This is a genomic window from Acidaminococcus hominis (genome assembly GCF_022484025.1).
GTDB classification, from domain to species: Bacteria; Bacillota; Negativicutes; order Acidaminococcales; family Acidaminococcaceae; genus Acidaminococcus; species Acidaminococcus hominis.
On sequence record NZ_JAKVMG010000001.1, the window covers coordinates 2,597,799 to 2,619,011 of the forward strand.

The window sequence follows — 21,213 nt, forward strand, 5'->3', positions numbered from 1 at the left end:
GTCTGCCAAGGAGGAAAGTGTATGAAACTGAAAATGATTGCCCTGGATTTAGACGATACCCTGTTAAATCCAGAGAAGAATATTGCCCCGTCCGACGCCCAAGCGGTCCGGAACGCCATTGCTGCCGGGTACTATGTCACCCTGGCCACCGGCCGGATGTACCGTTCCGCCCTGCCCTACGCCAACGAACTGGGCATCATCAACCCCTTGGTGGTGTATAACGGTGCCCTGCTCCGGGACCCCCTGAGCCATAAGGACCTGGGAGCCTGGCCCCTGCCCCGGGAAATTGCCCAGCCGGTCATCGACGACTGCCTCAGCCGGGGCATCTACATCCAGGCCTACGTCAACGATACCCTGTGGACCAAGGCGGACTGCGAGGAAGTCCAGTACTATTCCAAATTTGCCCGGGTGCCCTATGAAGTGAAAGGGGAGGAAATCCACCATTTGCCGGAGGATCCCCACAAGCTGCTGATTGTAGCCCGGGAGCCCGGCCAGACGGACCTTTTGCGGCAGGAACTGACGGAAAAGTACGCCGGTAAAATCAAGATTGTCAGCTCCTCCAAGGGCTTTTTGGAAATTACCGCCCCGGCTACCAACAAATGGAATGCCCTGCGGACCCTGGCCCAGAAGGAAGGCATCAAGGACCAGGAAATCCTCTGCATCGGGGATTCTGACAACGACCTGGAAATGATCAAGCACTGCGGAATCGGCTGCGCCATGGGCAATGCCTCTGACGCCGTGCGGGAAGCGGCCACCGTCATCACCGGGCCCAATACCCGGCAGGGAGTCAGCTGGATTATCCGGGCCGTAATGACCAAACAGCTGGACGTACCGGAAGAATAAAGAAAACTTCATGCCTTCCAGGCATAGGAGATTTGCTTTTGCGTAAATTTTTTTGCAGGAACGGATAGTACATAGTATAATTAAAAACACGATTTGCAATGCTGCAAGGGGGTAGATGGAAGATGGCGAGAACGCTGCTGATTACCGGAATGTCCGGCGCGGGGAAGACGCAGGTCATGCGTACGCTGGAGGATCTGGGCTATTTTTGCGTAGATAATCTTCCCCCCACGTTTATTCCGAAATTCATTGAGCTTTGCCGCAAGAAGGACGACAATACCAAACTGGCTTTGGTGGTGGACATCCGGGGCGGCAAATTCTTCAATGCCTTTCATGAGGTGCTGGACCAGCTGACCCAGAAAGGGGTCTCCTATGAACTGGTGTTTCTGGACGCTGAGGACAGCACCCTGATCCGCCGCTACAAGGAAACCCGGCGCCGCCACCCGCTGGCCGGCCGCAAGGGTCTCAGCGCGGATATCCAAAAAGAGCGGGAAATCCTCAGCCAGGTACGGCAGAGGGCAACCACCATTATCGACACCACCAAAACCACCACCAAACAGCTCCGCCAGGAGATTATCCAAAAGTTTGGCACGGAAGGCGAACTGCCGCCCATGAACATTGTGGTCCAGTCCTTTGGCTTCAAGTACGGCCTGCCCCTGGACTGCGACATGGTCTTTGACGTGCGCTTCCTGCCCAACCCCTTCTACCTGCCGGAACTGAAGGAGTTGTGCGGCAACGACCAGCCTGTGGTGGACTATATCAATGACAAACCGGTGACCCAGGAATTTTTGACCAAGCTGTTTGACCTGGTGAAATTCCTGCTGCCCCAGTATACCCAGGAGGGCAAAAGCCAGCTGATGATCGGCGTTGGCTGCACCGGGGGCCGGCACCGGTCCGTCTTTGTGGCCAACCGGCTGTGCCAGTTCATTGAACAGTGCGGGTATGGTGCCCAGGTGATGCATCGGGACCTGATCAAGAAATAGGAGAGATGCCTATGAAATGGATAAAGTGGTTATACCCGGGCCTCAACCTGAAACGCTGGCTGTTTGTTTTTGCTCTGGGCGTTATCATGGCCTGTGTAGGAGTCACTTTAATCTTCAATTACCAATTTGTGGGACTTATTGAGGCTCTGGTTTTCAACTTCATCAATTATGTGGGCGGGGAATACTACCAGTCCACCATGACGGCAATCGGCGCCTTCAACGTGGCCGCCGGGATCCTCCTGATGTTCTACGGAGCGGCCCGGGTCATCAAGACCGTAATCAATGCCGTTATGCCCGGGGAGAAGGAATCCCTCCGGGAACTGATTTTTACCCAGCAGAAACTTCATAAAGGGCCTTCCGTGGTAGTGATTGGCGGCGGCACCGGACTTTCCGTGCTGCTCCGGGGCATCAAGCTGATTACCAACAACTGTACGGCGGTGGTAACCACGGCCGATGACGGCGGTTCGTCCGGCCGGCTGCGCAAGGAAATGGGCATTATCCCTCCCGGGGATATGCGCAACTGCCTGGTGGCCCTGGCCGATACGGAACCCTTGATGGAGAAAGTCATGCAGTACCGCTTCCACGACAGTTCTTCCCTGAGCGGGCACAACCTGGGGAACCTGTTCATTGCCGCCATGAGCGACGTGGAAGGGGGCAATATGGAAGAGGGGCTGGCTGCCACCTGCGAAATCCTCAAGGTGCGGGGCCACGTCTGGCCCAGTACCGCCGAGAACATCCAGCTGAAAGCCCAGATGGACGACGGCAGCACGGTCATTGGGGAATCGGCCATTACCGCCTCTCCCCATAAGATTGTGAAGCTGATGACCGAGCCGGAAAACCCCAAGGCCTCCCAGCGGGCGGTGGACGCCATTATGCACGCCGACGCCATTATCCTGGGACCGGGCAGCCTGTACACCAGTGTGCTGGCCAGCCTGATTGTTCCCGGCATCAAGGAAGCCGTGATCCACTCCAAGGCAGTGAAGATTTACGTGTGCAACGTCATGACCCAGCCCGGGGAAACCGATGGCTACGGCGCCTACGAGCACGTCCAGGCCCTGATTCGCCACATGGGTACCCAGTGCCTGGATTACGTGGTGGTCAACGAGCAGAAAGCCTCCCCGGACCAGATTGCCAAGTACGGGAAGGAAGGCTCCGAGCCGGTGACCCCGGATGTGGAGAAAATCGAAAAGCTGGGCATCGACTGCGTGCCGGCCAAGCTGCTAAACGACAGCGACCTGGTGCGGCATAACCCCCAGAAACTGGCCAAGACTATCATCGGCCTGATCTACCGGCTGCAGCTGTTTGGCCGGGGCATTCGTTTCTTTGATTACTTCTTTGCCCGGCAGACCATGCAGGAACTGCGGAAACACGCCAAAAAGGAGTCTTAGTCATGTCCTTTTCCACTGATGTGAAAAACGAAGTAGCCCGGCTGGAAGGGGAAGAAAAAAGCTGTGAGCAGGCTGAACTGTTTGGCCTGTTGCGGATCAGCGGTTCCATTTCCCTGAGCGGCCGTAAGGTGGGCATCCATTTCACCACGGAAAATGCCGCCCTGGCCCGCCGGACCCTGCGGCTGCTGAAAAACAACTTTTCCGTCCAGACGGAAGTCATCGTAACCCGGTCCCGGCGCCTGAAAAAGAACAACCGGTACCAGATTCACGTGCTTCCCTCGGACGAAGCCCGGGCGGCCCTCAGCCACCTGCGGCTGCTCTCCCCGCCGGAAGAGGCGGAAAAAGTCCTGCTGAAAAAGGAGGACTGCAAGAAAGCTTTCCTCCGGGGAGTCTTCCTGGCCGGCGGTTCGGTGAACAAACCCATTGCCGACTACCATCTGGAGCTGCTCAGCGACAATTTGGACCTGTGCCAGTTCATCCAGAAAATCATGAAAGGTTTCGGTCTTCCCGCCAAGGTGGTGGACCGGAAAAACAGCTACATTGTGTACCTGAAGGAAGGAAATTCCATTGCCAATTTCCTGTCCCTGATCGGGGCCCACAACGCCTACCTGGAATTTGAAAATGTGCGGGTCCTGAAGGATATGCGCAACAAGGTCAACCGGGTGGTCAATTGTGAGACCGCCAACCTGAACAAGGTGGTAAAAGCCTCCGTGCGCCAGATTACGGCCATTCACACCATTGATGAGACCATCGGTCTGTCCGCCCTGCCTGATTTGCTGCAGGAAGCGGCCCGGCTGCGGCTGGAACATCAAGACCTGTCCGTAGGGGAGCTGGCAGCACTTACCGAAGAAAATATCGGAAAATCCGGATTAAACCATCGTTTTAAGAAAATCGAAAAAATAGCGGAAGAACTGAGGGAAGGGAAATGCTGAAAAAGGTAATCATATTCTTAATCGTACTGGCCCTGTTGATTTTGGGAGGCATGAAATTCTTTGAGGCGGACTACGCCCGTTTCTGTGACGAGACCGTGCCTATTTTCGCCTATCATCGGGTGGAATATAAGGATGACGTGTACACTATGCCTCCAGAGCAATTCGACCAGCAGATGCAGTATTTGAAGGAGCAGGGCTACCAGACCATCAAATTGGAAGACTACGTGCAGGGCCGCCGGGAAGGGAAAGTGTTCCACAAGACCTGCGTGGTGATTTTTGATGATGGCTATCTGGACAACCTGACCTATGCAGCCCCCATTATGCAGAAGTACGGCTTCGTGGGCAATATGTTCATGGCAGTCAAGTTTGAAGGCTGGCCGGGCTACCTGGACTGGCATACCCAGCACGACCTGCTGCGCTATGGCTGGGCTGAAGGCTCCCATACCTTTGATCATGAACCCCTGACCAAAATGTCTCCGGAAGAAGTGGACTACGAACTGGAACGTTCCATGAAATACGTCCGGGGCATCTATAATCCTGCCATCGGCATTGCCTTCTCCTATCCCAACGGCGCCTGCAACGACCGGATTGCTGCCCAGGTGGAAAAGGCCGGCTACATTGCCGGGGTGGCTGGGACGGTGGGCGTCAATACCAATAAGGTGCCCCTGATGCAGCTGCGCCGGGTAAACGTATTCCAAAACAAGCCGGAGGATATCGACTGCTTTATCTACGAACTCCATAAGGCCCAGCTCATCAGCTACATTGCCCAAACGGGCATCGATCCTGGCTGGCTCCTTGCTTGGTACCACCGGATTCGCGGCTAGGTCTTGCGTTCTTGGCCAAAACAATATAAAATAAATAGAAAATCTTAGAATAGGGGATGAAACTATGTTGAAAAGAATTAAGACTGTCAATAAAGAGATGCTGAAAAAGACTCTGAGAACTGGCGGTTGCGGTGAATGCCCTGCTTCCTGCCAATCTGCCTGCAAGACTTCCTGCACGGTAGGCAATCAGGTCTGCGAAAAAGCCTAAGCGGTAATGCCATTGTGGAAGCTCCTCGCTTTGCGCGGGGAGCTGTTTTTCTTATAAGAAGGGCGGAACTATTTTGTTGATTCATAGAATGCATTTAGACGATAACTACGTAGTGCTGGACGTGAACAGCGGTGCCGTGCATATCATTGATAAGATGATCTACGACCTGCTGGGCTTTTATGACGGCACCAACGCAGAAGCCACCAAGGAACAGTTTAAGGGCGTATACCCGGAAGCCGACGTGGCGGAAGCACTGGACGAATTACAGGAACTCCAGGCCGCTGGCCTTTTGTTCTCTCCGGAATTCCCCGTACCGGATACCTTCCGGGAAGAACCGGTACTGAAATCCCTGTGCCTCCATGTGGCCCATGACTGCAACCTGCGCTGCCGGTACTGCTTTGCCGACACCGGGGACTTTGGCGGTCACCGTGCCCTGATGAGCAACGAAGTGGCTGACAAGGCCGTGGAATTTGCCATCAAAGGTAGCAAGCAGCGCCACAACCTGGAACTGGATCTGTTTGGCGGGGAACCGATGATGAACTACCCGGTGGTGCAGCACATTGTGGAATACGTGCGCAAAAGAGAAAAAGAAACCGGCAAGAACATCAAATTGACCCTGACCACCAACGGCACCCTGCTTACCGATGAGAACGTGAAGTTCCTGAACGATAACCATGTGATGCTGGTGCTGAGTCTGGACGGCACCCAGAAGACCCACGACTATATGCGGCCGTACCCGGGCCACAAAGGCTCCTACGAAATGGCCGTCAAGGGCTTCAAGAAGGTCATCGATTCCCGGAAGGGCAAGAACTACTACCTGCGGGGCACCTATACCCATTTCAACCCCCATTTCACCGAAGACGTGCTGAGCATGCTGGAAGTGGGCTCTGAAATCTCCATGGAACCCGTAGTGGGCACCGATGAACCCTATGTGCTCACCGAAGAAGACTGGCCGATTCTGGATAAGGAATATGAGAAGCTGGCCCGGGCTTACCTGGCCAAGAAACGCGCTGGTGAACCTTTTGACTTCTTCCATTTCAACGTAGCCCTGGACAACGGCCCCTGCGTAGCCAAACGTCTGGCAGGCTGCGGCGCCGGCCACGAATACTTTGCCATTACCCCGGAAGGGGATATCTATCCCTGCCACCAGTTTGTAGGCCGGGAGCAGTATAAGATGGGCACCCTGGACACCGGTATCCAGAAAAAGGATATGGTCCAGTACTTCCGTCATATGCACGTCATGAAGAAGGAAGAATGCTCCCAGTGCTGGGCCCGGTTCTTCTGCAGCGGCGGCTGCCATGCCAATGCGGATCTGGCCAACGGAACCATTGAAAAACCCTATGAATACGGCTGCCGGATCCAGAAGAAGCGCCTGGAAATGGCCATTATCTTGCAGGCACTCCTGACCGAAGACGTTCAGGAAGGGCTGGAAGATCACCGTCCTCATATCGACAACTTCAAATACCAAGTAGAAAAATAAAAAAAGTTGCAAAAAGCACTTGCTAAATACCGGAAAATCTGGTATTATCTTATCTCGTCAACGGCGTTGGATTTTTCTTGAACGTTCGGCTGGAAAGCCGAAACAAAAGAAAATGAAAAAAAGAGTTGACGAGATAAGAAAAAAGTGCTATTATAACAAAGTCGTCGGTGAGTAAGAATGCTGACAACGCAGTACCTTGAAAACTGAATATTGATTGACAGATGTGCGGGTCAAGTCACCTTTACGGTGATGAGATCGAGTCACTTCGAGATAACGAAGTAAAAAAATCAAAGCTAGTATTTTCAAGAGCCAAGCGGCTTTTCAAAATAATTCTATTTTGGAGAGTTTGATCCTGGCTCAGGACGAACGCTGGCGGCGTGCTTAACACATGCAAGTCGAACGGAGAATTTATTTCGGTAAATTCTTAGTGGCGAACGGGTGAGTAACGCGTAGGCAACCTGCCCTCCAGTTGGGGACAACATTCCGAAAGGAATGCTAATACCGAATGTGATCCCTTTTCCGCATGGAGAAGGGATGAAAGATGGCCTCTATTTATAAGCTATCGCTGGAAGATGGGCCTGCGTCTGATTAGCTAGTTGGTGGGGTAACGGCTCACCAAGGCGATGATCAGTAGCCGGTCTGAGAGGATGAACGGCCACATTGGGACTGAGACACGGCCCAAACTCCTACGGGAGGCAGCAGTGGGGAATCTTCCGCAATGGACGAAAGTCTGACGGAGCAACGCCGCGTGAGTGATGAAGGTCTTCGGATTGTAAAACTCTGTTGTCAGGGACGAATGTGCGAATGTTGAATAAGCATTTGTATTGACGGTACCTGACGAGGAAGCCACGGCTAACTACGTGCCAGCAGCCGCGGTAATACGTAGGTGGCAAGCGTTGTCCGGAATTATTGGGCGTAAAGAGCATGTAGGCGGGCTTTTAAGTCCGACGTGAAAATGCGGGGCTTAACCCCGTATGGCGTTGGATACTGGAAGTCTTGAGTGCAGGAGAGGAAAGGGGAATTCCCAGTGTAGCGGTGAAATGCGTAGATATTGGGAGGAACACCAGTGGCGAAGGCGCCTTTCTGGACTGTGTCTGACGCTGAGATGCGAAAGCCAGGGTAGCAAACGGGATTAGATACCCCGGTAGTCCTGGCCGTAAACGATGGGTACTAGGTGTAGGAGGTATCGACCCCTTCTGTGCCGGAGTTAACGCAATAAGTACCCCGCCTGGGGACTACGATCGCAAGATTGAAACTCAAAGGAATTGACGGGGGCCCGCACAAGCGGTGGAGTATGTGGTTTAATTCGACGCAACGCGAAGAACCTTACCAAGGCTTGACATTGAGTGAAAGACCTAGAGATAGGTCCCTCTCTTCGGAGACACGAAAACAGGTGGTGCATGGCTGTCGTCAGCTCGTGTCGTGAGATGTTGGGTTAAGTCCCGCAACGAGCGCAACCCTTATCCTATGTTACCAGCGCGTAATGGCGGGGACTCATAGGAGACTGCCAGGGATAACCTGGAGGAAGGCGGGGATGACGTCAAGTCATCATGCCCCTTATGTCTTGGGCTACACACGTACTACAATGGTCGGCAACAAAGGGCAGCAAAGCCGCGAGGCAGAGCAAATCCCATAAACCCGACCCCAGTTCGGATCGCAGGCTGCAACCCGCCTGCGTGAAGTTGGAATCGCTAGTAATCGCAGGTCAGCATACTGCGGTGAATACGTTCCCGGGCCTTGTACACACCGCCCGTCACACCACGAAAGTTGGTAACACCCGAAGCCGGTGAGATAACCGTAAGGAGTCAGCTGTCTAAGGTGGGGCCGATGATTGGGGTGAAGTCGTAACAAGGTAGCCGTTCGAGAACGAGCGGCTGGATCACCTCCTTTCTATGGAGAACCGTTGGGTACTACGGTACATCAACTATTCTCGTCGACGCACATCTGTCAATATCAATATTCTGTTTTGAGGGTTCTGCCCTCAAGATGGTAAGGAAATGGGCCCATAGCTCAGCTGGTTAGAGCGCACGCCTGATAAGCGTGAGGTCAGTGGTTCGAGTCCACTTGGGCCCACCATATTTTCCTAAAGGAATGTATGCTGGGGGCGTAGCTCAGCTGGGAGAGCACCTGCCTTGCAAGCAGGGGGTCAGGAGTTCGATTCTCCTCGTCTCCACCAATTACTTACTATCGTATGAACCTTGAAAACTTCATAGAAGAGACAAAAACAGTTTTGATGAAAATCAAAATTAAATCTACTACGTATTGTGATGAATATGTAGTAGAAACCTCTAATCTAAATGCGAATTTAGAAGACGAGTAACGAGAAAACTAGGAACGTAAATGTTCCTTAGTAGAACTAGCAGTTTTCACTGAAAAGTGGAAACGAAAGCTCCAGCAAGATTCGAGGCAGTTCGCGAAGCGAGGAAGCAAATTTCCGGAGATAATACACTTAGTATATCGAGGAAAATTTGTGACGAGCGACAAAGAAATGACCGAATATTGCTAGGAGATAAGTCAAGCTACTAAGGGCATACGGCGGATGCCTAGGCACTAAGAGCCGATGAAGGACGTGGTAAGCTGCGAAAAGCTACGGGGAACCGCAAGCAGGTTTTGATCCGTAGATGTCCGAATGGGGAAACCCACCAGCCGTAATGGGCTGGTATCCTTAGGGAAGGGAACCCGGTGAACTGAAACATCTAAGTAGCCGGAGGAAGAGAAATCAAACGAGATGCCCACAGTAGCGGCGAGCGAAGAGGGCAGAGCCTAAACCGGGAAGCTTCGGCTTTCCGGGGTTACGGACTCACATAATTCAAGTTCATCCTAGCCGAATTACCTGGAAAGGTAAGCCACAGAGCATAAAAGCTGCGTAGGTTAAAGGACGAGCGAGAAGGTGAGTATCCAGAGTACCACGAAGCACGAGGAATTTTGTGGGAAGTCGGGGGGACCACCCTCCAAGGCTAAACACTACTTAGTGACCGATAGCGCATAGTACCGTGAGGGAAAGGTGAAAAGAACCGCGGGAGCGGAGTGAAAGAGAACCTGAAACCGTATGTCTACAAGCAGTCGGAGCGCAAGCGACGGCGTGCCTATTGAAGAATGAGCCAACGAGTTGCGGGCACTAGCGAGGTTAAGCAGGAAATGCGGAGCCGTAGGGAAACCGAGTCTGAAAAGGGCGATGAGTTAGTGTTCGCAGACCCGAAACTGTAGTGATCTACCCATGATCAGGTTGAAGCACAGGTAAAATTGTGTGGAGGACCGAACCGGTGAGTGTTGAAAAACTTTCGGATGAATCGTGGGTAGCGGTGAAATTCCAATCGAACGCAGAGATAGCTGGTTCTCCTCGAAATAGCTTTAGGGCTAGCCTCAAGCAGTAAGCATAGGCGGTAGAGCACTGATCGGGATAGGGACTGTAATGGTTACCGAACCCTGTCAAACTACGAATGGTTATGCTGCAAAGCTTGGGAGTCAGACTACGAGAGATAAGTCCCGTTGTCAAAAGGGAAACAGCCCAGACCATCAGCTAAGGTCCCCAATGCCATACTAAGTGGAAAAGGATGTGGGGTCTCATAAACAACCAGGATGTTGGCTCAGAAGCAGCCACCATTTAAAGAGTGCGTAATAGCTCACTGGTCGAGAGGCCCTGCGCCGAAGATTCCCGGGGCTAAAGTATGGAACCGAAGCTATGGATGCGAGCTTAGGCTTGCGTGGTAGAGGAGCGTTCCCATCGGGTTGAAGTCGTACTGTAAGGTACGGTGGACTGGTGGGAAGTGAGAATGTTGGCATGAGTAGCGAAAAGAAAGGTGAGAATCCTTTCCACCGAAAGCATAAGGATTCCTGAGCAACGATCGTCGTCTCAGGGTAAGTCGGGACCTAATCCGAGGCAAAGAGCGTAGGAGATGGACAACTGGTTGATATTCCAGTACCGGCAGCAATCGTTTGAACAATGGAGTGACGCAGGAAGGCAGGTCCGCACGAGATTGGTAGTTCGTGTGCAAGCATGCAGGCTGGTGTACAGGCAAATCCGTACACTGAGGCTGAGGTGTGACGCGGAGGGAACTTGTTCCCGAAGGGATTGAGCCTACGCTGCCGAGAAAAGCTTCTAGTGAGAAAGCTGCCGCCCGTACCGTAAACCGACACAGGTATGCGGGGAGAGAATCCTAAGGTGCGCGGGAGAACCCTCGTTAAGGAACTCGGCAAAATGTACCCGTAACTTCGGGATAAGGGTAGCCATCGTGGTGAAGGGACTTGCTCCTGGAGCCTAGGATGGTCGCAGAGAAGAGGCCCAAGCGACTGTTAACCAGAAACACAGGTGCCTGCGAAAGAGAAATCTGATGTATAGGTGCTGACACCTGCCCAGTGCTGGAAGGTTAAAGAAGGATGTCCGGGTTCGACCCAAAGCATTCGACTGAAGCCCCAGTGAACGGCGGCCGTAACTATAACGGTCCTAAGGTAGCGAAATTCCTTGTCGGGTAAGTTCCGACCCGCACGAAAGGTGTAACGATTTGGGCACTGTCTCAACGAGGGACCCGGTGAAATTGAAATACCTGTGAAGATGCAGGTTACCCGCGACTGGACAGAAAGACCCCATGGAGCTTTACTGTAACCTAATATTGGGTTCTGATATTTGATGCACAGGATAGGTGGGAGGCAGAGATGGTAGTCCTTTGGGATTACCGGAGCCGCCGTTGGGATACCACCCTTCAACTATCGGGATTCTAACCGAGCGAGTAACGATCGCCGGGACATTGTTAGGCGGGCAGTTTGACTGGGGCGGTCGCCTCCTAAAGAGTAACGGAGGCGCCCAAAGGTTCCCTCAGCGCGGACGGAAACCGCGCGCGGAGTGTAAAGGCAGAAGGGAGCTTGACTGCGAGCCAAACACGGCGAGCAGGTACGAAAGTAGGGCTTAGTGATCCGGTGGCATCCAAGTGGAAGGGCCATCGCTCAACGGATAAAAGCTACCCTGGGGATAACAGGCTAATCTCTCCCAAGAGTCCATATCGACGGGGAGGTTTGGCACCTCGATGTCGGCTCATCACATCCTGGGGCTGAAGTCGGTCCCAAGGGCTGGGCTGTTCGCCCATTAAAGTGGTACGTGAGCTGGGTTCAGAACGTCGTGAGACAGTTCGGTCCCTATCCATCGCGGGCGTAAGAGATTTGAAGGGGGCTGCTCCTAGTACGAGAGGACCGGAGTGGACAGACCGCTGGTGTACCAATTATCCTGCCAAGGGTATAGTTGGGTAGCTACGTCTGGAACGGATAAACGCTGAAAGCATCTAAGCGTGAAGCCATCCTTAAGATGAGATCTCTCACGGAGTAATCCGGTAAGACACCTTGAAGAACACAAGGTTGATAGGCAGGATGTGTAAGCACAGCAATGTGTTCAGCTGACCTGTACTAATATGTCGAGGGCTTGACTTAAACCGCAAGTCCAAGAAGTAAAAAACGTCTCTTCATGAAGTTTTGAAGGCTCATGCCTTCAATTGAAAATCCGGTGGTTATGGCTGAAGGGATCCACCTGTTCCCATGCCGAACACAGTAGTTAAGCCTTCATACGCCGAAAGTACTCGACTGGAAACGGTCCGGGAGGATAGGAAGCTGCCGGTTAGGCAAGACCCGAGTGATGATTCACTCGGGTCTTTTCTTATGTGAAAAACAATAACCCAGACCTTCCCGGGGAGAGCCCGGGGATGGGGCTGGGTTGTCGATTATCTGGGGGCGGCGGTTAAACGTACTGCCCGTGATTAACTGGAGGTGCGGGCCAGTGGGATGCTGCGGGTGTGAAATAATGAACTTCTATCGTCGCCTTGCGGCGCCACTTCCTACACGTTTGCAGGAAGCGTTCTATGCCGCTGCTGGTCAAGTTCTAGATGGGGTTGGATGTGGAAATTTATTGACCTACCATTATCCTTTTCTCAGAACCCCGTTTAGCACATGACCAGTATAGGCCTCAGACCGGCCCCTGCAAGCGTGCAGGGGCTGTCAGCCCATAGGCTGGCTGAGGAAGTTTTGTAACTCTATCAGTTTTTTCGGCCACCGGTCGCTGCCTTCTCCGCCCACTTGTCTTCTCCGTTTCAGCTGTGGAACAGCTGAAACGGGGAAGATGCGCCTAGCATATGGATTCCAAAGGCGCAGATGGGGCTATTATCTCACAAGTTTTACTGCATTTCAACTTCTTAGAATCGGACTCATAAAACCCACTTTTTCTAACCGACTTCCTTTTCTTTACTGGTTCATCTTAGCAGTGGGAAGAAATCCAATTTTTTTTTTTGAAAATTCCCCTTTTTTCCGGCCTGAAGGGAAAAATATATACTTTCGTATAATTGGAAAACGTTTATTTTCTTGCTATGATTAGTACACCAAGGGAACCTAATAGTGTTAGTATATTTTTCTTAGTTTTCTCCACATCTTTGCTGTGCTGCCCAGGGATTGCCTGGACAGCAGGGTTCCTTTTGTACGCTGATGGTTTTCTCTTTTAGGGAGTTAACCTATAGATTCTCCCACTTCTTGGAAGGCAGGTACGGTTCCTCATCCCGTTTGGAACTGCACCTGCTTTCCTACTTCTTGGGCTGTTGTATGTGATTTTCTACCATTTGCGGTCCGGAAGCCGGTAAATTCGTATAATCGCCTGCTTTACAAGCAAGGAAAGAGGATATGACCCATGACTACACCCATTACCTATCGTTTGAAGCATATTGGCATTAACTGTGCCAACGAAGCGGAAGCCCGTAAGTTGGTACCGCTCTTGTGCTGCCTATTCAATCTGCATAAGGGCTCTGAAAATGCTTCCCGTATCTTTGTGGGCAGCGTTTTTGAAGTGTTCAAGGAGCCGGGACGGGGCGCTCATGGCCACATTGCCCTTCAGACAGAGGACGTGGAGGCTGCTATGGCGGATTTGGCGGACAAAGGGGTGACCTTTGACCAGGACAGCATTCGGCGGCGGGCAGATGGAAAGATCAGTGTGGTGTACCTGGAAGGGGAAATCGGCGGTTTTTCTTTCCATTTGACGGAATAACTTTTGTGCAGGACGGCTGTTTGGGAAAATCATTTTTTGCTTCCGATGTATTCTATGGTATCCCTGGCCTCCATAGGGTATAATACAAACATACTTTCTAAAGCGGTTTATATACGAGGAGGAGTTTCTATGAGTAAAACGATTTCCTATCGCCTGAAACACGTGGGCATCAACTGTGAGAATGCGGAAGAAGCCAATCAGTTGGTGAAGGTGCTGTGCGCGCTGTTCAATATGGAAAAGGGTGCGGATAATGACCTGCGGGTATTTGTAGGCAATGCTTTCGAAGTGATGAAATATCCCAAATGGGGGACCAAGGGTCATATTGGTCTCTCTACTGATGATGTGGAAGCTGCTATGGCGGATTTGTCTGCCAAGGGCATTGAATTCTACGAAGAAGGCATGCGCCGGGATGAGAACGGGAAAATCAACTTTGTTTATTTGAAACAAGATTTTGCCGGTTTTGCCATCCATATTTGCAATTAAGTCAATTTGCAACGGTTTCTCTCCGGGGGAAACCGTTTTTGCCGTCTATAAGGAGTGGGAATGGTATGGATTTGATTATGGAACGCAGAAGTGTGAGAAGTTACAGTGCTAAACCTGTTTCTGCAGAAGCGGTAACGGCTTTGCTCCGGGCTGCTATGGCCGCGCCGTCTGCCTGCAATCAGCAGCCCTGGCGCTTTACGGTGGTGCGCAGGCAGGACCTGAAAGAGCGCTTGGCCGCAGCCAGCCCTTTTGCCGGGTTTGCGGCCCAGGCTCCGGTTATTCTGGTGCCGGCTTTTCGCAAGGATTGCCAGCTGCCGGAGTATGCTCCCGTTGATACCAGCGCTGCCGTGGAGAATCTGCTGCTGGCCGCGGTGCAGCAGGGGCTAGGCGCTGTTTGGCTGGGGGTGTACCCCCGCCCGGAGCGGATGGCAGCAGTGGCTAAAATCCTCCAGCTGCCGCCGGAAGAAGCTCCTTTTGCCATGGTGGCCGTGGGCTATCCCAAGGAGCAGCCCCAGCCGGTGCATCCGTTCCATGCGGATTGGATCAGAGAATTGAAATAGTCCTATAGAAGGCGCTTTCCCCTGGCGGGAAGGCGTCTTTGCTGCGTTTTCCGGGGGTTATTGCAGGCCCGGGGCGTCAGGACTGGAAAAAGACCATTGCAAAAATTGTGTGAATTTTTCTTTGTTTCTATTTCTGCCGAATTATTGTATACTATTACACGCAATGAGAATGGCCGATTCTCATCAACGTACAAAAAAGGAGCGTGTTTTACGTGACTGGATTACCTCTTATTTTCGCATTTGTTATTGCTATTATCGTTATGATCGCAGCCATTGCAAAATTCAAGATCCATCCGTTCCTGGCAATCCTGGGCATTTCCGTTATCTTCGGCCTGGTAGGCGGAATTCCCTTGGTAAAGACAGGTAAGGTTCTGGGTATCGCTGATGTGGTCAGCGCCGGGTTCGCCGGTACGTTCACCAGCATCGGTATTGTTATCATCATGGGTGCATTGGTAGGTTCCCTGCTGGAAAAGACCGGCGCAGCCCTGAAGATGGCCGATTGCGTGGTCAAGCTGGTGGGTAAGAACAATACCTCCCTGGCCGTGCTGATTATGGGCTGGATTGTTTCCATCCCCGTATTCTGCGACAGCGGGTTCGTTATCCTGAACCCCATCCGCCGGGCTCTGGTACGCCGTACCCATGCTTCCGGCGTAGGTACCGCCGTGGCCATGTCCATGGGCCTGTACATTTCCCACTGCTTCATTCCTCCTACTCCGGGCCCCATTGCCGCAGCCAACACCATTTATGACGGCATGAACATGGAACCCAACCTGATGCTGATCATCATCATGGGCGTCTGCGCTTCCATTCTGCCGATGATTGCTGCCTATTGCTACTCCAACTATATTGGCAAGCGGGTAAAAACCAAGGAAGAACGGGAAATGACCGAAGAAGGCGGCGCCGATGCGGAACAAAGCTACGAAGAACTGATTAAGAGCTATGGCCAGCTGCCCAGCGCTTTCATGAGCTTCGCCCCCATTGTAGTGCCCATTCTCCTGATGGGTATTTCTTCCGCCATGGCTATGGCAGGCAGCAAACCTGCTATCGTTACCTTCCTGGGTACGCCCATCATCGCCATCAGCGTAGGCGTTATCCTGGGCATTATCCTGCTGTTCCAAAGTACTGTAGAAAACAAGAAACAGGCTTTCTATGACATTACCAACGAAACCTTGCAGGTGGTTGGTCCCATCCTGTTCATCACCGCTGCCGGCGGCGTACTGGGTAAGGTCATTGCTTCCACCGACATGGTGAACTTTATTAAACAGAATTCCACCACCCTGGCCAGCCTGGGCATTTTCTTCCCCTTCATTCTGTCCGCCATCCTGAAGACGGCACAGGGCTCCTCCACGGTAGCTCTGACCACTACCGCCGGCATTATGGCTCCGCTGATGGGAACCCTGGGCCTGGCAACTCCCACCCTGGCTGCCATTACGGTAATTGCCATCGGCGCTGGTGCCATGACCGTATCCCACGCCAACGACTCCTACTTCTGGGTTGTTACCAACTTTGGCGACATGGAAGTGGAAGACGGCTACCGGGCACAAACCATGGGCACCCTGGTGACCGGTATTGCTGCCATGATCAACGTATACATCATTTACCTGATTATGCGCTGAGGCAGCACCCAAATCGTTTCAGGCAAGGCTGTGACTATTCACGGCCTTGTTTTTTTGTGCCGGAAAGCAGGAGAAAAACGAAGATTTCTTTTCTTAGGCAAAAGTGCTATAAAATTTACAAAAAAAATTCCCCCAACTGGAGTAGGATATCTTGTAAGTGAAGGACAAATCGATTATAATAGGAAATGCAATGAGGTGAATATTTTTCGGTTACAGTAGAAAGTCACCTCCAAAGCCGATTGGTTCGTTTGCCTTCCGTACCAGCCAAAGGTTAGGGGCTGGCCGTCTAGGCGGGCAGAACGTTTTATAGGAAAGTGGTATAAATTCAGAAACACAGAGCATTGAAGGGCCTGTGGGTAGGAGAGATTAAAATGAGTGAACTATTGCGCGTGGAAGGATTGAAGGTGGCTGTTGAAGGAAAAGAAATCCTGAAAGGCCTGGATTTGGTCATCAATACCGGCGAAACCCATGTCATTATGGGCTCCAACGGCGCCGGCAAATCAACGTTATTCAATACTGTCATGGGCAACCCCAAATATGTGGTTACCGATGGTCATATCTATTTTGAAGGCAAGGAAATTACCCATGAACCGGTAAACGAAAGAGCCAAGGCTGGCATTTTCATGGCTTTCCAGGCTCCTATCTCCGTACAGGGGATTTCCGTAGAAAACTTTATCCGTAATGCCAAAAGCACCATCAGCGGTGAAAAGCAGCGGATCATGCCCTTTAGAAAGAAGCTGCACAAGGAAATGGACGAACTGGCCATGGACCGTTCCTACGCGGAACGCTATGTGAACGATGGCTTCTCCGGCGGCGAACGGAAAAAGAACGAAATTCTGCAAATGTGCATGCTGGAACCCAAACTGACCATGCTGGACGAAATCGACTCCGGCCTGGACGTGGACGCTGTCCGGATTGTATCCAAGGCAGTGAACCAGTACCACAATGAAACCAACTCCCTGCTGATCATCACCCACCATAGCGAAATCCTGCAAAAACTCCACCCGGATGTGGTGCACGTGCTGATCAACGGCCGCATCGTCAAGACCGGTGACGCTTCCCTGATTCAGGAAATCGAAGCCAACGGCTATGACGCTTATAAGAAATAATGGGCGGTGAAAACTATGACTGAAGAAAAGAAGGCCGAGGAAGCCAAGTTGGATCAGGAAAAAGTGATCAACTCCTTGGACGACCTGGGCAATATGTATAACTTTAGAAATGATTTTGATTACTCCTACCGCACCGATGCTGGCCTGACCCCCGACATCGTCCGGGAGATTTCTGAGAAGAAACAGGAACCCAAGTGGATGCTGGACTTCCGGCTGAAATCCCTGGAAATCTACAACCAGATTCCGTACCCCATCTGGGGACCGGATATCAGCGGCCTGGACATGAGCAACATCATTACCTACGTACGGCCCAATACCCAGATGAAAGCCAGCTGGAACGATGTGCCGGACGAAATCAAAGATACCTTTGACCGGCTGGGTATTCCCGAAGCAGAAAAGACCTCTCTGGCAGGGGTTGGCGCCCAGTACGACTCCGAAGTGGTGTACCACAGCATCCAGGATGAACTGGTAAAGCAAGGCGTGGTCTACACCGACTTTGATACGGCACTGAAACAGTACGAAGATATTGTACGGGCCCATTTCATGAAGCTGATTCCTCCTACGGACCACAAGTTTGCAGCTCTGCACGGGGCTGTTTGGTCCGGCGGTTCCTTTGTGTACGTACCGGCCGGGGTGGACGTGTCCATCCCCCTGCAGAGCTACTTCCGTCTGAACGCTCCTGGGGCCGGCCAGTTCGAACATACCATGATTATTGTGGAAAAGGGCGCCAAGGTGCACTTCATCGAAGGCTGCTCCGCTCCTAAGTACAACGTGGCCAACCTCCACGCCGGTGCAGTGGAACTGTTCGTAGGCGACGACGCCACCCTGACCTATTCCACCATTGAGAACTGGTCCAAGAATATGTACAACATGAACACCAAGCGCTGCATCGTGGGCAAGAACGGCACCATCAACTGGGTCACCGGTTCCTTTGGTTCCCATACCTCCTGCCTGTACCCCATGAGCATCCTCAACGGGGAAGGGGCCCACTGCGAATTTACCGGTGTAACCTTTGCCGGCAAGGGGCAGTACCTGGATACCGGGTCCAAGGTGGTCCACAATGCACCCCATACCACCAGCAACATCAACTCCAAGTCCATTTCCAAGGACGGCGGGGTTTGTATCTACCGGGGCTCTGTGGTCATCAACGAGAAGGCCGAAGGCTCCAAGTCCAACGTCAGCTGTGAATCCCTGATGTTGGATGAAATTTCCCAATCCGATACCATTCCGGCCATCGTCATCAAAAACGATAACGTGGATCTGGGCCATGAAGCCAAGATCGGCCGTATTTCCGATGAAGCCATCTTCTACCTGATGAGCCGCGGCCTCAGCGAAGATGAAGCCAGAGCCATGCTGGTACGGGGCTTCGTAGAACCTGTATCCAAGGCCCTGCCGCTGGAATACGCTGTGGAAATGAACAACTTGATCAATCTGGAACTCAAGGGTTCCATGTAAGGGAGGGGAGACCATGCAAAAAGAATATTTCAACGAACTCCCTCGTCCCACATTCCGCTGGATGAAGGTGAACCACCTGGAACTGGACGCTGAACCGGCTGCAGCCTTAAAGCCGGTGGAACTGTCCACCCGCCAGGAAGGTAAGGCAGAAGTAAAAGCGTACGCCGGAAACCAATTGCCGGACCTGGGAGATTACCAAGGTTCCAGCAAGGAGTCCCTGGCTGAAGCACTGGCAGGGGGCAATGTGAACTGCTCCATTACCGTTCCTGCTGGTGAAAAAGTTTCCGTTTGGCTCCATTATGAAGTGACGGAAGAAAATCCCCGGCTGGTAGGCCAGCTGAAAATCGACGCCCAAAAGGGCAGCGAACTGCACGTCTTCGAATTGTTTGACGGCGATGCTGAAGGCGGCTACGTGAACCTGCTGCAATACATTGAGGCAGAAGAAGATGCCAAGGTGACCATCAGCAAGGTGCAGATCCATGGGGAAGGGGTGCGGCATATTGACCAGCGCCTGAGCCAGGAAAGCACCCAGGCCAAAGTGAAATTCGTCAGCTCCGAAGTGGGCGGCAAGCAGAACCTGATCTACGTGCGCAGCAACCTGGACTATGATGAAGCCGATTTTACCAGTGCTTCCATGTACCTGGGCAGCGACGACCAGCTGTTTGACTACTCCTACTGGGTACCCACCAAGGGCTGCAAGACCAATACGGACATTCTGACCACCGGTGCCCTGATGGGGACTTCCAAGAAGTACTTCCGGGGAACCATCGACTTCCTCCGGGGCGGCAAAAAGGCTGTGGGCAACGAATCCGATGTCTGCCTGCTGCTGAACAAGGGCGTGCACTCCATTTCCGTGCCGCTGCTGCTGTGCAAGGAAGACGATGTGGTTGGCAACCATGCTTCCAGCTCCGGCCAATTGGATAAGGACATGCTGTTCTATCTCATGAGCCGCGGCTTTAACGAAGCCGGTGCCCAATTGATTATCGTAGAATCCAACATCCGGCCGGTTATCGACCAGCTGGGCGATGAAGATCTGGAAAACAAGGCGCTCCAGGCTGTACGGACCAAAATGCAGTTCTGCCACCAGAAAGGAAATTGCAATGATAAATGTACGCAAAGATTTCCCAATCTTGACTAAAATGCATAATGGCCATCAGCTTGTCTATCTGGACAATGCTGCTACCACCCAAAAACCCTATCAGGTGATCCACGCCATGGTGGACCTGCTGGAGCATCACAACGGCAATCCCCACCGGGGCGCCCACGTGCTGAGCATTGAAGCCTCCGAGCTGTACGATAACGCCCGGGAAGCGGTGCGCCGCTTTATCAATGCCAAATCCAGCCGGGAAGTGATCTTCGTTCGGAACTCTACCGAGGCCCTGAACCTGGTGGCTCGGAGCTACGGGGAAACCCACCTGAAGGCAGGGGACAAGATTGTACTCCCCATTTCCGAACACCATTCCAACCTGGTGCCCTGGCAGAGAGTCTGCCGGGTAACCGGCGCCAAGCTGGAATATATGTACCTGGACGACGAGGGCCATTTCACTGACGAAGATCTGGCCAAGATTGACGACAAGACCAAAATCGTGGCCTTTGCCGCCGTCAGCAACGTTCTCGGCATGAAGCGCCCCATTGAAAAGGTCATTCAAAAGGCCCACAGCGTAGGTGCTGTGGTAGTTCTGGACGGTGCCCAGGCTGCACCCCATATGAAATCCGACGTGCAGAAATGGGACTGCGACTTCTACGTCTTCTCCGGCCACAAGATGCTGGGCTCTGCCGGCACCGGCGTGCTGTACGGGAAAGAAGCGCTGCTGAACGATATGGAACCCTTCCTCAGCGGCGGCGACATGATTGAATACGTGCAGGAACAGACCACCACCTTCAACGAACTGCCCTTCAAATTTGAAGCCGGCACGGAAAATGTGGAAGGGGCTGTTGCCCTCCATGCAGCCATTGACTACCTGGAAGACATCGGCTTTGACGCCATTGAACAGCACGAATACGAACTGACCAAGCACTGCCTGGAAGGCATGAAAAAGCTGCCCTTCATCCATCTGATCGGCAGCAGCAATCCGGAAGAAAAGGTAGGGGTCATTGCCTTTACCATCGATGGCGTCCATCCCCACGATGCAGCCACCATTCTGGACAGCTACGGCATTGCCATTCGCAGCGGCCACCACTGTGCACAGCCCCTGGGGGCACATCTGCACTGTGAAGCGTCCAACCGGGTCAGCTTCTACATTTACAATACCATTGAAGAAGTAGATTACTTCCTGTCCAAACTGCCGCTGGTGCGCAAGCAGATGGGCTTCAAGGACTGAGT

Annotated in this window: 15 protein-coding genes, 2 tRNA genes and 3 rRNA genes; all 20 read left to right on the plus strand. The window is 52.6% G+C overall.

Features of this window, described 5'->3' with window-relative positions; genetic code table 11:
- Positions 1-21 precede the first annotated feature (21 nt).
- Positions 22-843, plus strand: a complete 822-nt coding sequence (locus LKE88_RS11870; protein ID WP_105327010.1) for a Cof-type HAD-IIB family hydrolase — start codon at positions 22-24, stop codon at positions 841-843.
- Between the two features lie 122 nt (positions 844-965).
- Positions 966-1,823 (plus strand): RNase adapter RapZ, encoded by an 858-nt coding sequence (gene rapZ / locus LKE88_RS11875; protein ID WP_105327011.1) that lies wholly within the window; start codon positions 966-968, stop codon positions 1,821-1,823.
- An 11-nt stretch (positions 1,824-1,834) separates the two neighbouring features.
- Positions 1,835-3,211, plus strand: a complete 1,377-nt coding sequence (locus LKE88_RS11880) for a gluconeogenesis factor YvcK family protein (RefSeq protein WP_105327012.1) — start codon at positions 1,835-1,837, stop codon at positions 3,209-3,211.
- 2 nt (positions 3,212-3,213) lie between these two features.
- Positions 3,214-4,143, plus strand: coding sequence for a DNA-binding protein WhiA (whiA, locus tag LKE88_RS11885; RefSeq protein ID WP_105327013.1), 930 nt, complete (start codon positions 3,214-3,216; stop codon positions 4,141-4,143).
- A complete protein-coding gene (locus LKE88_RS11890) occupies positions 4,137-4,967 on the plus strand; it encodes a polysaccharide deacetylase family protein (protein ID WP_276803731.1) in 831 nt (276 codons plus the stop codon). Before whiA ends, LKE88_RS11890 begins: the two co-directional genes overlap by 7 nt.
- A gap of 64 nt (positions 4,968-5,031) precedes the next feature.
- Entirely contained in the window at positions 5,032-5,175 is a 144-nt protein-coding gene (gene scfA, locus LKE88_RS11895) for a six-cysteine ranthipeptide SCIFF (RefSeq protein ID WP_199614592.1), read from the plus strand.
- Positions 5,176-5,263: 88 nt separating this feature from the next.
- Entirely contained in the window at positions 5,264-6,655 is a 1,392-nt protein-coding gene (gene scfB / locus LKE88_RS11900) for a thioether cross-link-forming SCIFF peptide maturase (RefSeq protein WP_199614601.1), read from the plus strand.
- 334 nt (positions 6,656-6,989) lie between these two features.
- Positions 6,990-8,545 (plus strand): 16S ribosomal RNA (locus LKE88_RS11905).
- 109 nt (positions 8,546-8,654) lie between these two features.
- Positions 8,655-8,731 (plus strand) — tRNA-Ile (locus tag LKE88_RS11910).
- Positions 8,732-8,755: 24 nt separating this feature from the next.
- A tRNA-Ala gene (locus LKE88_RS11915) sits at positions 8,756-8,831 on the plus strand.
- Positions 8,832-9,167: 336 nt separating this feature from the next.
- Positions 9,168-12,073, plus strand: a 23S ribosomal RNA gene (locus LKE88_RS11920).
- Between the two features lie 69 nt (positions 12,074-12,142).
- Positions 12,143-12,259: ribosomal RNA gene (gene rrf / locus LKE88_RS11925) — 5S ribosomal RNA — on the plus strand.
- Together the 16S, 23S and 5S rRNA genes with 2 tRNA genes alongside form the textbook arrangement of a ribosomal RNA operon.
- Before the next feature lie 1,054 nt (positions 12,260-13,313).
- Positions 13,314-13,667: a VOC family protein gene (locus tag LKE88_RS11930; protein ID WP_105327016.1), complete on the plus strand. Its 354-nt coding sequence runs from the start codon at positions 13,314-13,316 to the stop codon at positions 13,665-13,667.
- Between the two features lie 129 nt (positions 13,668-13,796).
- Positions 13,797-14,150, plus strand: coding sequence for a VOC family protein (locus LKE88_RS11935; RefSeq protein ID WP_105327017.1), 354 nt, complete (start codon positions 13,797-13,799; stop codon positions 14,148-14,150).
- A gap of 65 nt (positions 14,151-14,215) precedes the next feature.
- On the plus strand, positions 14,216-14,710 hold the full coding sequence (locus LKE88_RS11940; RefSeq protein ID WP_105327018.1) for a nitroreductase family protein: 495 nt from the start codon (positions 14,216-14,218) through the stop codon (positions 14,708-14,710).
- A gap of 212 nt (positions 14,711-14,922) precedes the next feature.
- Complete coding sequence (locus LKE88_RS11945; RefSeq protein WP_199614677.1) at positions 14,923-16,326, plus strand: GntP family permease; 1,404 nt, start codon at positions 14,923-14,925, stop codon at positions 16,324-16,326.
- Between the two features lie 371 nt (positions 16,327-16,697).
- Positions 16,698-17,435: a Fe-S cluster assembly ATPase SufC gene (gene sufC, locus LKE88_RS11950; RefSeq protein ID WP_105327019.1), complete on the plus strand. Its 738-nt coding sequence runs from the start codon at positions 16,698-16,700 to the stop codon at positions 17,433-17,435.
- A 15-nt stretch (positions 17,436-17,450) separates the two neighbouring features.
- Positions 17,451-18,890, plus strand: a complete 1,440-nt coding sequence (gene sufB / locus LKE88_RS11955) for a Fe-S cluster assembly protein SufB (protein WP_105327020.1) — start codon at positions 17,451-17,453, stop codon at positions 18,888-18,890.
- 13 nt (positions 18,891-18,903) lie between these two features.
- Entirely contained in the window at positions 18,904-20,028 is a 1,125-nt protein-coding gene (locus LKE88_RS11960; RefSeq protein ID WP_276803736.1) for a SufB/SufD family protein, read from the plus strand.
- Entirely contained in the window at positions 19,991-21,211 is a 1,221-nt protein-coding gene (locus LKE88_RS11965; RefSeq protein WP_105327022.1) for an aminotransferase class V-fold PLP-dependent enzyme, read from the plus strand. The genes LKE88_RS11960 and LKE88_RS11965 overlap by 38 nt, the downstream gene beginning before the upstream one ends.
- Positions 21,212-21,213 lie beyond the last annotated feature (2 nt).

Bases quoted from the DNA above. Each gene is read 5' to 3' on its own strand.
- LKE88_RS11870 (WP_105327010.1), top strand. From the start codon at position 22: ATGAAACTGAAAATGATTGCCCTGGATTTAGACGATACCCTGTTAAAT.
- rapZ (WP_105327011.1), top strand. From the start codon at position 966: ATGGCGAGAACGCTGCTGATTACCGGAATGTCCGGCGCGGGGAAGACG.
- LKE88_RS11880 (WP_105327012.1), top strand. From the start codon at position 1,835: ATGAAATGGATAAAGTGGTTATACCCGGGCCTCAACCTGAAACGCTGG.
- whiA (WP_105327013.1), top strand. From the start codon at position 3,214: ATGTCCTTTTCCACTGATGTGAAAAACGAAGTAGCCCGGCTGGAAGGG.
- LKE88_RS11890 (WP_276803731.1), top strand. From the start codon at position 4,137: ATGCTGAAAAAGGTAATCATATTCTTAATCGTACTGGCCCTGTTGATT.
- scfA (WP_199614592.1), top strand. From the start codon at position 5,032: ATGTTGAAAAGAATTAAGACTGTCAATAAAGAGATGCTGAAAAAGACT.
- scfB (WP_199614601.1), top strand. From the start codon at position 5,264: ATGCATTTAGACGATAACTACGTAGTGCTGGACGTGAACAGCGGTGCC.
- LKE88_RS11930 (WP_105327016.1), top strand. From the start codon at position 13,314: ATGACTACACCCATTACCTATCGTTTGAAGCATATTGGCATTAACTGT.
- LKE88_RS11935 (WP_105327017.1), top strand. From the start codon at position 13,797: ATGAGTAAAACGATTTCCTATCGCCTGAAACACGTGGGCATCAACTGT.
- LKE88_RS11940 (WP_105327018.1), top strand. From the start codon at position 14,216: ATGGATTTGATTATGGAACGCAGAAGTGTGAGAAGTTACAGTGCTAAA.
- sufC (WP_105327019.1), top strand. From the start codon at position 16,698: ATGAGTGAACTATTGCGCGTGGAAGGATTGAAGGTGGCTGTTGAAGGA.
- sufB (WP_105327020.1), top strand. From the start codon at position 17,451: ATGACTGAAGAAAAGAAGGCCGAGGAAGCCAAGTTGGATCAGGAAAAA.
- LKE88_RS11960 (WP_276803736.1), top strand. From the start codon at position 18,904: ATGCAAAAAGAATATTTCAACGAACTCCCTCGTCCCACATTCCGCTGG.
- LKE88_RS11965 (WP_105327022.1), top strand. From the start codon at position 19,991: ATGATAAATGTACGCAAAGATTTCCCAATCTTGACTAAAATGCATAAT.